Source organism: Campylobacter sp. 2014D-0258 (assembly GCF_008000495.1).
Taxonomy (GTDB): domain Bacteria; phylum Campylobacterota; class Campylobacteria; order Campylobacterales; family Campylobacteraceae; genus Campylobacter_D; species Campylobacter_D jejuni.
In genome coordinates this window covers 25799-40339 of the sequence record NZ_VOAR01000026.1, presented here as the reverse complement: position 1 = coordinate 40339, position 14541 = coordinate 25799, and the positions used below count along the sequence as shown (strand labels likewise).

Genomic DNA, 14541 nt, shown 5'->3' with positions numbered 1-14541 from the left:
TACTAGAGCTTAAGATTTAAGCCCTAGTAAGGTATCAAGCATTTGATCTACGGTAGAGACGATTTTTGCTGCTGCACCGTAACTTGATTGATATTGTATAAGGGCGGCTAATTCTTCATTTGTATTTACGCCACTTTTAGATTGGTACTCGCTATAAACAGAATTATAAAGAGTTTCATTGCTTGAATTGACGACATTGTTATTTTCACCATCTGAGGCTATTTTACCTGTAAGTTTGCGGTAATATTCTTCCATGGTAAGATTATCGATAGTGCCATCTTCATTATAAAAATTAACTTTTTCATATTGAAGTTGGATGATTTTATTTGCCATGTCATTTCCACTATCAACCCCACTTAAACTTGCTCTTACTGTGCTTGGATCATTTAAGATGGAATCTTTTACTTTCATATTACTTGCATCAGTTCCACTGAAAAAACCACCTATGCTAAACGCACCTGCGAAATTTGTGCCCTTATCTTCAATGGCTACCTTAAAACCTGATTTTGCATTGATTTGAAATAAACCATCTCCAGTTTTTGCATCGTAGCTAAAACTTGCATTGATATGATCATCAACATCATTATTTGCATTGTGATCGTTATTATCATCTGTGTTAGCATTGATTTGACGCATGATATCATTCATGGTTGTATTTACATCTATGGTGATGGTTTTGGTGAGTTTTTTATCGCCTTTATCATCATAAATGACTATATCAAAACTTCCTGGTTGTATGGTTCTATCGTAATTAACTAAAGGAATATCTCCCTTAAGCCCAGATAGATAATCAGAAGTAACAGAACTTTTCGCAGAACTTGCATAAAGATTGTTAGTTTCATTGATCATGGTCTTAGCAAAAGTATCTAAAGAATCCATATAACCTTGGATAATTCCATCTTCATATTTTCCTTCGCTTTTGCTATAGTTTCTACCGCGTAAGTCAAGTTGAGCACCAAGCTGTCCCCCGCTAATCTTTGCAGTAAGATCGCGAACTTTTTCATCAGGAGTTTCATAATAAATGCTATAAGATTTATTTTTATCATCATAATCAAGCTTTAAAGGATGAAAATTTATCCCATCTACTATACTAAAACCTTCTATACTTAGATTGTATTGATGTCCTGGATCAGTGATGGTTGTATCAAGGCGATTGTCTTGATTGATTTCATTTTTGCTTGCAACTGCACTAACTAGCTTTGAAAGAGTGAGTTCAAGTTCATCTCTTCTATCCCTAAGCTCATTTGCGTGTTCTGTTGGTAAGGCTTCTTGCCCATAAATTTGTTTATTTATAGTAGCAATTTCTTCGCCGATTTTATTAATCTCATCAACTGTATTTTTAATATCATCATTTACTTTTTTTTGGATTTTATCCAAGGTTGCAAAAGTGTTATTAACGCTTTCTGTTAAGGTTTGAGAAGCTTTTACAAGGGCTATTTTTGTGGCATTTTCATTGGGATTAGATGCAAAATCATTCCAAGCTTTGTTATAATTTTCTAAATCTTGCAAAATTCCAGTATTTTGTAAGTCTGGAAAACGTTGAGCGATTTCTTGCAAGGTTGAAGCCATATATTTAGTGTATTCTAGTTGGTTTGATGCACCTTTTAATTTATAGTAAGAATACTCATCATGCAAACGTACTATACTTTCTACAGCAGTTCCTGTGCCTACTTGAACTCCACCTGTGGTAATATACCCATTTGTAGTTTGCACCACTCTTTGGCGTGTATAAAAAGTTGCATTAGCATTTGAGATATTGTTTCCAGTTGTTGCGATTTGAACTTCGCTTGCCTTTAAGCCTGTAACACCTGTGTATAATGTTCCAAAAATACCCATTATAAATCCTTATACATTGATCTTGAAAATTGACTCTGGATTTGTCTTTTTATCTCCATAAGCATTATTTGTTCCATCATTGATATCAAACATTTTATTTACTAAGCCATCAAGAAAATCTTTGACAATAAGAACAAATTTAGCATACTCTTTGTTTTTACTATGAAGGTTTTGAAGATTTTTTTTAAGTAGATCTAGTTTTTGTTTATCTTCATCATCTAAGAGTTCACTAAGCCCTTTTGTAGAGCTATTATTTAGCTCAACCAAGGCAACATCAAGTTGTTTTTTAGCTGTAATAAATTCGGCGATAAGTTTGTTTTTTTCTTCTACACTTGGCGTTACACTCTCATGTTTAGCCACTTTGATATTTTCTATATCTTCTTCGGTTAAAGCAATAAGTTTTGCTAAGATAGCATTTACTTCATCAAGTCTTTGTTTAAGCATATTTTCTCCTTTTCTCTCTCAAAAAAAAGGAGAATGAAAGTTTTAGATTAAAGAGTCAGCAATCACAGAAGCCGTAGCTTTTGTATCGATTTTATAAGTACCGTTTTTAATCTGCTCCGCGATTTTACTCGCTTTATCATTTTCCGTTTTTTGAGTATCGTTTGTTTTAGTTTCTTTATCTATTCTATTTGTATTTAATGTGGTATTTGCCACATAACTTTGTTGTATAGGATTGATCATTTCTGCCTCCTTGATCTTAGTTATAATCCTCTACAAACCATATCGACCTAAATTTAAAAAACTTAACCCCTTTCTTTTAAAAAATCGTATAATAATTTTGAAAAACCCATACCTCCACTTAAAGCTTTACTCATAGTATCGTTATACATGGAAGAGTATATTTCATCGCTGGCATCTTTTCCAAAGAGTGAATTTTGACTTTTTAAAGATACGTCTAAAACTTGCTTTAAAAAAAATGCTTCAAAAGCATCCGTTTGTTCTTTTAAGGCTTCATCTTCTTTGGTTTTTGTGACTATATCATTATCATTTATTTTAATACTTGATTCTAAACTTCTTGCTTTGGTTGCACGATCAAGTAAAGCACTATTCATACTATAGGTATTTAAAAAATTATCCACTTTCATTAGATGATCTCCAAATCCGCGTTAATTGCACCTGCGCGCTTTAAATTTTCCATAATAGCGATAATGTCATTTGGGGTTGCTCCAAGTTTGTTAAGCATTCTAGCTATATTTGCAACTGTACTTTTTGCATTGTTAATTCTTAAGGTATTTGAACTTGGATCTATAAAACCACCATCTTTCATATCGATTTCATTTTGATTAGCTACTGTGTTATTGTTTGGATCTATTTTTATGGTGATATCTTTATGAGTGATTAAAACAGGTTCTACCTCTACATCAACTCCAGCAATCACTGTTCCTGTTCTTTCATCAATGATAACTTTGCTTTGCGGTTTATAAGCTATATCTTGTTCTAAAACTCTTGCCATAAAATCAACATTTGAAAGATCTTCAGGTTTTTTGAGTTTTACTGTGCGAGAGTCGATGGCTTTAGCCACTTCTTCGCCAAAAATGGTATTTAAAACTCTTTCTATATCATTTGCGGTTTTAAAGTCCGCTACTTTTAAACTTAAGGTTAGATCATTGTTTTGACTAAAATTTTGTGGAATTTCTCTTTCTACATTAGCTCCACCCATTACGGTTGCAGCAGTTGAGTGAGAACCTGCTCCTCCTGGTCTAGGTGTTAAACCTCCTGTTGAGATAGAGCCTTGTGCTATAGCATAAATTTCACCATCAATCCCACGAAGTGCAGTCAGTAAAAGTGTTCCGCCTTGTAAGGATTTTGCATCACCCATAGATGAAACGGTAATATCAAGTTTATCTCCGCTTTTTGCAAAGGCTGGAAGTTTGGCTGTAACCATAACAGCTGCGGTATTTTTTGATTTGATATCGTTAGGATCTACTTTGATATTCATACCTTGCAAAAGGTTTGAGATGGATTGTAGTGTAAATTTAGAGCTTGTTCCATCGCCGCTTCCATTAAGCCCTACAACAAGTCCATAACCTATAAGTTGGTTATCTCTTACACCTACAGTGTTTGCTACATCCTTGATTTGCACTGCAAAAATGCTTGTCATAAAGAGTAAAAATATCGTTAAAACTCTCATGGATTCTTCCTTTAATCTATTGTTGATGATAGATCAAGCAAGAAGTGTTCCAAGTAAGTTAAGAAGCGTAAAAGCTTAAGCTAGTTGATCCAAATTTCTTTTCTTTGACTTTTTGAAAATTTTGGATTTTTTCGGGAGTTTTTATGGTTGAGTGGTGTTCAAAAATGATTAAATTTAAAGTCTTTAAATCTAAATTTTCTAAAAAATGATAAATTTTTTCATAAATATCGCTAAAACCTTCTCTGATATCAAAAGGCGGGTCAAGATATAAGATGATTTCATTTTTTGAATTTTCTATGAGTCGGGGTAAAATTTCAAAAGTATTTGCGTGGATCACTTCTAAATTTGGATCTATGTTTTTAGCATTTTCTAAAGCAATTTTATAGGCTTTTACATCAAGTTCTATAGCATAAGCTTTTAAAGCATAATTGCTTAGTGCTTCAGCCGCCATCAAAGCACTTCCACCAAAGGCTTCAATGAAAATTTTATCTCTTAAATCTTCTCTTATTACATTAAAAACACAACTTTTTACTATGCTTTTGGTACTTCTTGTTGTTGTAAGACTAGGTAAAAGTAGTTTTTTTCCCTTGTATTTACCACTTTCTATATTTGTATAAAGCTTTGTTTCTTTGACTTTTTTTATTTTTTCTTTAGGAGGTTTAATTTCTTGTTTTTGAAGCAATTTTTTTCTTTTTTCATTGTGATTAAAAAAGTCTTTAACGCTTATAAATTCATCATTCATCATTAAGTGCTTTTACAAGTTTGTTTTTAAGATCTTTTATGGCAAGATCGATTTTATTTTCATAATCTTTTTTAAATTCTAAAGCAATAGCGTCAATTTTTTCTTCAAGCAGTCTTTTTTGTTCAAGTGCAAGTTGCAAAGCTGCTGCTTTTAAGGCATTATCAAATTCATTTAAAGACTCAAACAAGGCTTCTTTGCTAAATGGCACGCTTAAAAATGGAGAGTTTTTAGAGATGATAAATAAGGGTTTTGCGGTGTGAATTTTTTCATCACTAATGATAAAATCACAATCTTTTTTCATTACCAAATGATCTTTTAAAAAAAGTTCTAAAGTTTTTTCTATGATGAGATCTTTACATTCTAAAGAGATTTTCATATCAAACTAACCTTTAAAGTGTGATTTTTTAATGATGGAGCTTGTATGCCTTGGATAAGGGCTAAAAACTCAAAACGGCTTAAAATATAAAAGTCTTCAAAATCTCTTTTGCTTGTTTGCATAAGTTTTTTAGCACAAGTATCAAAAAGATAAAAATCTTTTTCTTCTTTTACTACCATAAAATCAGCCCCGCTATCATAAGCGTCCAAAACAATATCTGCAGCCATTTTATAGCTTAGTGTAGGATTTAAATTCAGCAAAGTAAAACCATTATTTTTTGTACTGTTTTCATAGGAAATAAATTTAGCCTCAAGTTTGGATTTTAAAGTATCACAAGCATTAAAACCATAAAAAGCTATATTGAAATCTTTAAAATTATGCTTAATTTCCTTAAGTTCTTTGATCTCATTGTCAAAAGCATTGGTTTTAGGTAAATCAAAGTGTAAAATATTTTTATCAAAAAGCCCTAAATTTAAAATTTCATTTTGTAGGTTTTTGATCGTTGTTTCTAAAATTTCATTTTTGCTTTCAAGATGATAAAAAATACCCTTTTCTTTATCTGCTAGAGTTTTTAAAATTTCTATCTTTTTTTCAGGATATTTTTCTATCATTTTTGAAGCCAAATAAAACACTCCATCACCCATATATTCAGGAAGATAGTCTAAAATTTCACTTGCATAATATAAATAATCATATTTTGCATAAAGCTTTTTATCCTCTTCATTGCCAAATTTTTCAAGATATTTGTATTTGTCTAAAAAATCATTTTTATCAATGATAAGATCTTTAATAGCTCTTTTTGTACTTAAAGGCTCGATACAAAGATTAAAATCAAATTCTTTTGCTATTTTTTCTAAAGGTGTAAAAAGTGGTATGATTTGCTTATTTACAACTATATAAGTGTCTTCATCTTTATCAAAATCAAAATAAATATCATCATCTTGAATTTGCAAAAGCAGATCATAAAAACTTGCAAAATTTTCATAATTATCATAAATATAAGGTTTATAATAAGCCTCATAATCCTTGGTTTTATCAAATCTAAAAATTCTTAATTCTAATTTTTTCATGGTTTTTCCTTAAATATTTCTATATTATATAAAATTTTTTTAAAATTCACTAGAATTTAAAAGGAAATTTTATAAAATCACGCATTATGAATAAAGAAGATTTTATTATCAAAGCTTTTTTAAATGAAAAAAATGGCGATGATGGAGTTATTATTGATGATTGGTGTTATAGTAAGGATTTGTTTTTTGAAAATGTGCATTTTAAAAGAGAGTGGCTTAGCTTAGAGCAAATCGCTACAAAAGCAATGCTTGTCAATATCTCAGATACCATTGTGATGAATGCTGTACCAAAATACGCACTTTTAGGACTTGCCTTACCAAAAAATTTAAGCGAAAATGAGATCAAAGCCTTGCAAAAAGGTTTTTTAAAAACAGCGAGAAAATTTAATATAAAAATCATAGGCGGCGATACTATAGGCAATGATAAAATAGACATTAGTCTTACTATCATTTCAAAGATTAACAATAAAGCTGTTTTTAGAAAAGGTTTAAAAAAAGGACATTTACTTGCTTATACAGGAAAATTAGGGCAAAGTTTAAAAGGGCTTGAAATTTTACAAAATGGGGGTACTTTAAAACCAAACCATGTATTTATAAAGCCAAAATTAAGAGCTAGTTTTTTTTATGAAATCGCACCTTTAATTTCTTGTGCTATGGATATTTCAGATGGTTTAAGCAAGGATTTATCAAGACTTTTAGCCTTAAATAAATGCGGTATTTCTTGGTTTAAAAAACTTGATGATTATACGCTTTATAGTGGAGAAGAATATGAAATTTTATTTGCTTTTGATGAAAAAGAACAGCAAAATATAGAAACAATAGCCAAAAAACACGGCGTGAAATTAAATATCTTTGGAAAAGCAGTGAAAGGAAAATATGAATTTAGCGGAAGAGAACATCATTTTTAAGCCTTTGTATAGTTTAAAACACAGCCCTATTAATGCGTATTTTAGTAAAAATAGCGATGATTTTGTAGTGCGTGAAAGACCTTTGTATGAATTTAGCGGTAAGGGTGAGCATCTTATTTTGCATATCAATAAAAAAGATTTAACCACAAATGAAGCTTTAAAAATTTTAAGCGAAGTAAGCGGGGTTAAAATAAGAGATTTTGGTTATGCAGGGCTTAAAGACAAGCAAGGATCAACCTTTCAATACCTTTCTATGCCTAAAAAATTTGAGAGTTTTTTGTCAAATTTTTCTCATCCTAAACTTAAAATTTTAGAAATTTTTACCCATGAAAACAAGCTAAGAATAGGGCATTTAAAAGGAAATTCTTTTTTCATACGCTTAAAAAAAGTAATGCCAAGCGATGCTTTAAAACTAGAACAAGCTTTGATGAATTTGGATAAACAAGGTTTTGCGAATTATTTTGGTTATCAGCGTTTTGGAAAATTTGGAGATAATTATAAAGAAGGGCTTGAAATTTTGCGTGGCAAAAAGATGAAAAATGTAAAAATGAAAGAGTTTTTAATTTCAGCTTTTCAAAGTGAGCTTTTTAATCGCTATGTGAGTAAAAGAGTGGAGTTATCACATTTTGCAAATGATTTTAGCGAAAAAGAATTGATCCAAATTTATAAAATTTCTAAAGAAGAAGCTAAAGAACTTAAAAAACAAGAGCAATTTTTTAAACTTTTAAAAGGCGAAGTTTTAGGGCATTATCCTTTTGGAAAGTGTTTTTTATGCGAGGATTTAAGTGCTGAGCTTGAGCGTTTTAGAGCAAGAGACATTAGTGCTATGGGGCTTTTAATCGGTGTTAAGACTTATGAAACAGGAGAAGGTTTGGCTTTAAATTTAGAAAATGAAATTTTTAAAGATGCTTTGGAGTTTAAATCCAAAATGCAAGGTTCAAGACGCTTTATGTGGGGATATTTAGAAGAGTTAAAATGGCGTTATGATGAAGAAAAAGCTCATTTTTGTATAGAGTTTTTTTTACAAAAAGGCTCTTATGCCACTGTGGTTTTAGAAGAAATTTTGCATAAAAATTTGTTTGAATGAAATGATTGTGAGTTAAATTTTATGTGATTTTTACTTTAGAATTTATTGCAAAAATGATATTTAAATTTTAAATTTAGGTATAATTATATTAATTTAATTTTTAAAATAGGAGTAAAAATGAAAAAGATTTTAACAAGTGCTTTGGCTTTAGGAGCTATGACTTTGATTATAGGTTGTGTGGCGATGGCGATTTAGTCGAGTTAAAAAACAATGGCAACGATCAAGCTATGTTTGATTTAGGTAATCAAGAGATTATGAAAAAATATCCAAATTATAAGCTTTATGATATTGCTTCTTTAAAAAATCTTTCTTCTATTAAAGAAGGAAAAGAAATTTATGTATGGGCTTCTAATCACATCAAAGATATGAAAAAACAAAGTCCTGAAAAATATAGCAATTATATTTTTTTAATGGATAAAGATAAAAATTATAGGTTAGTTTTAGTTAGTTGTTTAAAAGATTATTGCAGTGTAATAGATAAAACAAAAGACGCAGGTTTATATTAATAGCGGGAAAATCCCGCTATCTTTCTAATTCTTTTTTATACCGACATTTTGCGGAAATTATTTATTTTTAAGCCTGTTACTCCGCTTTTAAAGCAATCAAAACGCCTTCTATCATTTTCTTAATATCCCCATCAAGGATATTATCTACTTGAGAAAAAGCTTCTCCGCTGCGATTGTCTTTGACTTGCTGATAAGGGAAAAGCACATAAGAGCGGATTTGATGCCCCCAGCCTATCTCGCTTTTTTCTCCGGCATTAGCACTATCTTGTTGTTTCATGAGTTCAAGTTCATAAAGGCGAGATTTTAGCATTTTAAAAGCGGTGGCTTTGTTTTTGTGCTGACTTCTGTCATTTTGGCATTGTACAACTATGCCGGTTGGAAAATGCGTGATTCTCACAGCCGATTCTGTTTTATTGACATGTTGTCCGCCTGCACCACTTGCTCTGTAATAATCTATTCTTATGTCTTTTTCTTCGATTTCAATTTCTATATCATCATCAAGTTCAGGGCTTACCATAACACTTGAAAAGCTTGTATGGCGGCGTCCTGCACTATCAAAAGGAGAAGTTCTTACCAAACGATGGATACCATTTTCAGCTTTTAAATAACCATAAGCATTTTCGCCTTTAACTAAAAAGCTCACATCTTTAAGACCTGCTTCTTCGCCTTCTTGAAAGTCTAAAGTTTCGACTTTAAAACCTTCTCTTTCACAAAATCTTAAATACATTCTATAAAGTATGCTTGCCCAGTCATTACTTTCTGTTCCACCTGCACCTGGGTGAATGGAAACAATGGCATTTTTACCATCATTTTCCCCGCTTAAAAGCATGGAAATTTCAAGACTTGTGATAGTATCTTCAAGTTTTGGTGCGTCATTAAATAAAGCTTCAAGCGTTTCTGTATCGTTTTCGCTATTGGCCAGATCGAAAAGTTCGCTTGCATCATTTAGAGCATTAAAAGCATTTTCATAGTTTTTAAGTAGATTGGTGATTTTAGTTTTTTCTTTACCTATGATTCCTGCTTGTTTAACATCACTCCAAAAAGAAGGAGAATTTTCAAGCTCTTCGATTACTTTAAGCCTTGTTTGGATATTTTCAGGCTTGATGATGGAGGCTATGTTGCCGACTTTGTTTTTTAAAGTTTTTAAAAGTTCGCTAAATTCGTAGTTATCCATAAAAATTTTCTTTCTTCATTTTTAAGATATTATTTTAGCAAATTTTACATTAAAAAATCTATTGCACAATTTCTTATATTTTGCGAATGTTTAAAGAAATTTGCTTATTTTACCTCTTCTTAATTTCTCTCTTCAACCTAGGCGCATCTTTGAGTATAAATTTGATATACCCCCCCCCATACCAATTCTTACTAGCCTTAATAAAAGCTTCTCCTAATTTATAAGTAAAACATTCTTTTTCTTTTAAAGCTTCATTATAATCAGGATAAGTTTCTAAAGGTGGTAAAGCCAAATTTGGATTTTTCTTTATTTTAAATTTATAAGCCTTTTGTTCTTGTTTATGTGAAATAACAATGCTTAATATTATAAAAGGTAAAGATAAGTAGCCTAATACACTTTTAGAATTTATAATCAAAGCTTGTCCTAGTTTATAAGAAAGTTGGTTTTGAATTCTTGTTTTAGCTTTTCCGTAGTTATTTTGGAAATTTAACAGATTTTCTTGTGATAAGGTAGATTTATCCTTATAAAAATGATATTCATTAATGATTTCTTTATAAATTTCTATTTGGGGAATTAAGTGATTAAAATCATATTTTTTTGGAATTTTTATGTTAATATTTTGTAATTTTTCAAAGTTTAAATTATCATTAATATGTTTTTTTGGATAGGCTAAAAAAAATGCAATGAAATCACAATAAGATAATGAATCTTTATTAACTTTAATGTATGTATCTTCATCAATGCAAATGGAAGAATATATATCAACAAATATATTATCAAGACAAGGTTTTAATAAAACCTCACCATTTTTATTATAAATAAGAATATTGCTTGTAATTTTTCGTCTTTCTAACCAATTTTGTGAAACACAAATATTTGCATCTTCTTCGGTTGTCCAACAGTGATAACCTATCAGTTTAAACCCTTTATATTTATTTGGAAATTTTAGTAGATTGGAGTCAAATAACCTTATGCATTTTTCATTAAAAGCAGAATTAGAGCGATAATATATGATATTTTTTTTTGATAAATTTTCTAATACATCTGCTTCGCAAATTTTAAAATGAAAGGTTGAACTGTGTACGTTATGTGTATTGTTTGTTAAAAAATTTTCTATATTATTAATAATACTATTTCCTAATTGTGTGTAAATTATATCAAATTGATGAGAGCCATCTTTTTCTCTTAAAAAAGAAAAATCAATTAAATTAAATTTTTCATAATAGTTATTTATATCGATAATATTAAAATTAAATTTTAGAGCTAATTTTTTGTGAATTTGGTTAATGACTTTAGAATTGTAATTAAAAAAAGGTAGTATTAGAATTAATATTTTACTATTCAAACAACTTAATTCTGTAAAAAATGATTCTATAATTCCGTAAATTTCAAAATTATTATAAGACCAAGAGTCGTTTATGTTTGATTCGGAAATAATAAGTTTAGCATTTTTTAATATAGTTCTGTTTCTATTGCGTTTAAGTTCATATAAATTTTGTAGCGATGAAGATGCTCCCAAGGCTAAATTATAAAATTTTAATTTCTCTTGCTCCTTGTTGACAGTGGTATTAAATTTTTCAATACCTTCTTTTAACCCTTTTTGTAGCCCATTTACCATTACAGAATTACTTCCACCAAGTAAAACTATATTTTTTTCATTCATAAATTTTTCCTAATTATTATTTTGATATGATTTTAAGGAATTATTTTATCAAAAAATTTAAAAAAGTGAGAAAAATGTCAAAACTTTATCTTATGTCTTTAGGTTGTAATAAAAATTTAGTCGATAGTGAGATTATGCTAGGACGTCTTAGTGCTTATGAGCTTTGCGATGAACCAAGCAAAGCTGATGTTATAATCGTAAATACTTGTGGTTTTATCGATAGTGCAAAAAAAGAAAGTATTAATGCGATTTTGGATTTGCACGAACAAAGAAAAAAAGATTCTCTTTTGGTGGTTACGGGTTGTTTGATGCAGCGTTACCGCGAAGAACTTATGAAAGAACTTCCTGAGGTTGATCTTTTCACAGGTGTGGGTGATTATGAAAGAGTCGATGAAATGATACTTAAAAAAACAAATTTATTTTCAAATTCGACTTATTTGCAGAGTGAAAATTCTAAACGTATTATCACAGGTTCAAATTCCCATGCTTTTATAAAAATCGCCGAAGGTTGTAATCAAAAATGCTCTTTTTGTGCCATCCCAAGTTTTAAAGGCAAGTTAAAATCTCGCGAGATAAGTAGCATTATAGCTGAGCTTAAAGATTTGGTAGCTAGAGGTTATAAGGACTTTTCTTTTATTGCACAAGATACGAGTTCTTATTTGTTTGATAAGGGTGAAAAAGATGGGCTTATACGCTTAATCGATGAGGTGGAAAAAATCAAAGGCATAAGAGCGGCTAGAATTTTATATCTTTATCCTACGAGCGCGAGTGAAGCTTTGATCAAACGCATTATAGCTTCTGAAATTTTTGTAAATTATTTTGATATGCCTTTGCAGCACATAAGTGATAATATGCTTAAAATCATGAAGCGTGGGGCAAATAGCACAAGACTTAAAGAAATGCTAAATTTAATGAAAAGTGCGCCAAATAGCTTTTTACGCACGGGCTTTATCGTAGGGCATCCAGGTGAAAGTGAGGCAGATTTTGAAGAGCTTTGTGAGTTTGTTAAAGACTTTGGTTTTGATAGGGTGAGTGTTTTTGCGTATTCTAAGGAAGAAGATACAGCCGCTTTTGATATGGAGCAAGTGCCTTTTAAAGTGATCAATAAAAGGCTTAAAATCATAGAAAAAATTGTTGATGAAGTGATAGAAAAAAGTTTTGAAAAAGAAGTAGGGCAAAAGCGTTTAGTAGTTTGCACAGGAGAAAGTAGCGAGGGAGAGTTTTTTATCGCAGCTAAAGATTTAAGATGGGATAGAGAGATTGATGGGGAAATTCTTATCAATGAAAGCGAATGTGGAAATTTAGAAATGGGGCAAATTTATGAATGTGAAATTTTACAAAACCTTGATAAAAAGCTCCTTGCTAAGGCTTTAAGAAAAGTAGATGCAAATTAAAGATGAAATTTTAGCCCTTTTAAAAAAGGGTAAAAATTTACTCGCTTTTTCTTATGGAAGTGATTCTAGTGCGCTTTTTTATCTTTTAATGCAAGAAAAGATCGACTTTGATCTTGTGATGATAAATTACAAAACAAGAAAAAATAGTGATTTAGAAGAGTTAAAAGCCAAAGAACTTGCTTTAAAATTTCATAAAAAAATTTTCATAAAACACGCTCCTAAATTTCAAAGTAATTTTGAAAAAAAAGCCAGAGATTTTCGCTATGATTTTTTTGAAAAAATTTGTCTTGAGCAAGATTATGATCATCTTATCTTAGCCCATCATTTAAACGATCAATTTGAATGGTTTTTGATGCAACTTTCACGAGGAGCAGGTTTGGCTGAAATTTTAGGTATGCAAGAGTGTGAAAAACGCCAAAATTATACACTTTTACGCCCTTTACTCTTTATAAGTAAAGATGAAATTTCATCTTTTTTAAAAGAAAAAGATATTTTTTATTTCCATGATGAAAGTAATGAAAATGAAAAATATTTTAGAAATTATATAAGAAAAAATTTCTCTAATGCCTTTGTGAGTGAATTTCATCAGGGTTTAAAAAGAAGTTTTTCTTATCTTGATGAAGACAGGAAAAAACTTTATGATTTTGAAAATATCAAAGAAATTCAAGGACTTCTTATTTGCCCTAAAAATGAAAGCTTGATTGCTAGAGCGGTGAAAATGAAAGGTTTGCTTTTAAGCACGGCACAAAGAAAAGAGCTTTTAAAGGGTGATTGTGTTTTAGGTGGTAAAATAGCACTTGCATATAAAAACGAACAAGCTATTGTTTTTGAGTATGAAACTTGTCAAAAATTACCTAAAAATTTCAAAGAAGAGTGTAGAATAGCTAAAATTCCAAGACTTTTAAGAGCTTATTTATACAATCACAAAATCGATATTTCAAGCCTTAGCTTTTAGTTTTAAAATTCTTTGATAGCTTAAATGTGTGAGAAAAATCACAAAAAATACTTGCAAAAAAAGTCCTAAAAGTGGTACTGATGAGAGTAGATAAAAACAAAGAGTGCTAAATTTAAACTCTAAAGGCGAAAAATCAGAATGAAAATTTTTAAAACTTTCTTTGTCTAAAATCGTGCTTGTAACATCAATCATTAAAAGTTTGTGAAAGAGATAATAAAAAGCAAGATAATATACAAAAATATTTATAAAAGGTAAAAATAAAGCCAAGGTGCAAAGCAATAAAATCCCTATAAATTTTATAAATATTTTAAAAATTTCAAAGATAGTTTTTAAGGTTGAAACTTCGTTTGTATTATCATAATGGTAATATTTTTGGTTGATTTCTTTAGCGATAAAAGGAGTAAGAAAAGAAGTGATAAAAAGGGCTAAAAAAACCGAAGCAAAAACAACAATAAAACCTGAAAATAAAAAACTTATGATGGTGATTAAAATTTGTACAAAATGAAGAGCATAAAACCACGCCCAAAACGAATCTTCTCCAACGCTAAATAAAGAATTAAAATAATCAAGCAAGGCCGAAAAGCCAAGTACTCCTAAAAAAAGCATCAGTATAAGGCTAAAAATCAAAGGAATTAAGGCAAATTTTAAAAATTTAAGACTTAAAAAATCTTTGATTGCAAGTTTTAAAATATCCAA

The 14541-nt window shown here is 30.0% G+C and carries 16 protein-coding genes; 5 read left to right on the top strand and 11 right to left on the bottom strand.

Features of this window, described 5'->3' with window-relative positions; all coding sequences use genetic code 11:
• Window positions 1-9: 9 nt before the first annotated feature.
• The 8 genes from flgK to SR62_RS07190 all read right to left on the bottom strand — a co-directional run bounded on the left by flgK (window position 10) and on the right by SR62_RS07190 (window position 6158).
• On the bottom strand, window positions 10-1836 hold the full coding sequence (gene flgK / locus SR62_RS07225; protein ID WP_002892427.1) for a flagellar hook-associated protein FlgK: 1827 nt from the start codon (window positions 1834-1836) through the stop codon (window positions 10-12).
• Window positions 1837-1845: 9 nt separating this feature from the next.
• The gene (locus tag SR62_RS07220; RefSeq protein WP_002779263.1) at window positions 1846-2280 is read right to left on the bottom strand and encodes a flagellar protein FlgN; all 435 of its coding nucleotides are present in this window, start codon (window positions 2278-2280) and stop codon (window positions 1846-1848) included.
• A gap of 42 nt (window positions 2281-2322) precedes the next feature.
• Window positions 2323-2520, bottom strand: a complete 198-nt coding sequence (flgM, locus tag SR62_RS07215) for a flagellar biosynthesis anti-sigma factor FlgM (protein ID WP_002892425.1) — start codon at window positions 2518-2520, stop codon at window positions 2323-2325.
• 62 nt (window positions 2521-2582) lie between these two features.
• The gene (locus tag SR62_RS07210; RefSeq protein WP_002892423.1) at window positions 2583-2924 is read right to left on the bottom strand and encodes a hypothetical protein; all 342 of its coding nucleotides are present in this window, start codon (window positions 2922-2924) and stop codon (window positions 2583-2585) included.
• A complete protein-coding gene (locus SR62_RS07205; RefSeq protein WP_002892421.1) occupies window positions 2924-3970 on the bottom strand; it encodes a flagellar basal body P-ring protein FlgI in 1047 nt (348 codons plus the stop codon). Before SR62_RS07205 ends, SR62_RS07210 begins: the two co-directional genes overlap by 1 nt.
• Before the next feature lie 58 nt (window positions 3971-4028).
• Complete coding sequence (gene rsmD, locus SR62_RS07200) at window positions 4029-4712, bottom strand: 16S rRNA (guanine(966)-N(2))-methyltransferase RsmD (RefSeq protein ID WP_002892419.1); 684 nt, start codon at window positions 4710-4712, stop codon at window positions 4029-4031.
• A complete protein-coding gene (locus SR62_RS07195; RefSeq protein WP_002870895.1) occupies window positions 4705-5088 on the bottom strand; it encodes a hypothetical protein in 384 nt (127 codons plus the stop codon). The genes rsmD and SR62_RS07195 overlap by 8 nt, the downstream gene beginning before the upstream one ends.
• The gene (locus SR62_RS07190) at window positions 5085-6158 is read right to left on the bottom strand and encodes a DUF5644 domain-containing protein (protein ID WP_002892417.1); all 1074 of its coding nucleotides are present in this window, start codon (window positions 6156-6158) and stop codon (window positions 5085-5087) included. The genes SR62_RS07195 and SR62_RS07190 overlap by 4 nt, the downstream gene beginning before the upstream one ends.
• A gap of 86 nt (window positions 6159-6244) precedes the next feature.
• Between SR62_RS07190 and SR62_RS07185 the strand changes: the two genes are divergently transcribed.
• From SR62_RS07185 to SR62_RS09505, 3 genes are all read left to right on the top strand, one after another.
• Entirely contained in the window at window positions 6245-7066 is an 822-nt protein-coding gene (locus SR62_RS07185; RefSeq protein WP_002893200.1) for a thiamine-phosphate kinase, read from the top strand.
• Entirely contained in the window at window positions 7035-8153 is a 1119-nt protein-coding gene (truD, locus tag SR62_RS07180) for a tRNA pseudouridine(13) synthase TruD (RefSeq protein ID WP_002893201.1), read from the top strand. Before SR62_RS07185 ends, truD begins: the two co-directional genes overlap by 32 nt.
• 227 nt (window positions 8154-8380) lie before the next feature.
• Window positions 8381-8659 (top strand): hypothetical protein, encoded by a 279-nt coding sequence (locus SR62_RS09505; protein WP_410002864.1) that lies wholly within the window; start codon window positions 8381-8383, stop codon window positions 8657-8659.
• Between the two features lie 76 nt (window positions 8660-8735).
• Here SR62_RS09505 and prfB read toward each other — a convergent pair whose 3' ends face one another.
• Window positions 8736-9833 carry a peptide chain release factor 2 gene (gene prfB, locus SR62_RS07170; RefSeq protein ID WP_002893204.1) on the bottom strand — a complete coding sequence of 366 codons (1098 nt, stop codon included), beginning with the start codon at window positions 9831-9833 and terminating at the stop codon, window positions 8736-8738.
• Between the two features lie 109 nt (window positions 9834-9942).
• Entirely contained in the window at window positions 9943-11496 is a 1554-nt protein-coding gene (locus tag SR62_RS09420; protein WP_251817527.1) for a hypothetical protein, read from the bottom strand.
• A 74-nt stretch (window positions 11497-11570) separates the two neighbouring features.
• Here SR62_RS09420 and rimO point away from each other — a divergent pair, with 74 nt between their 5' ends.
• Together rimO and tilS are read left to right on the top strand one after the other, a co-directional pair.
• Complete coding sequence (rimO, locus tag SR62_RS07160; protein ID WP_057031588.1) at window positions 11571-12890, top strand: 30S ribosomal protein S12 methylthiotransferase RimO; 1320 nt, start codon at window positions 11571-11573, stop codon at window positions 12888-12890.
• Window positions 12880-13845: a tRNA lysidine(34) synthetase TilS gene (tilS, locus tag SR62_RS07155; protein ID WP_002867260.1), complete on the top strand. Its 966-nt coding sequence runs from the start codon at window positions 12880-12882 to the stop codon at window positions 13843-13845. The genes rimO and tilS overlap by 11 nt, the downstream gene beginning before the upstream one ends.
• Here tilS and SR62_RS07150 read toward each other — a convergent pair.
• Window positions 13828-14541, bottom strand: coding sequence for an EI24 domain-containing protein (locus tag SR62_RS07150; protein WP_002819467.1), 714 nt, complete (start codon window positions 14539-14541; stop codon window positions 13828-13830). The genes tilS and SR62_RS07150 overlap by 18 nt on opposite strands.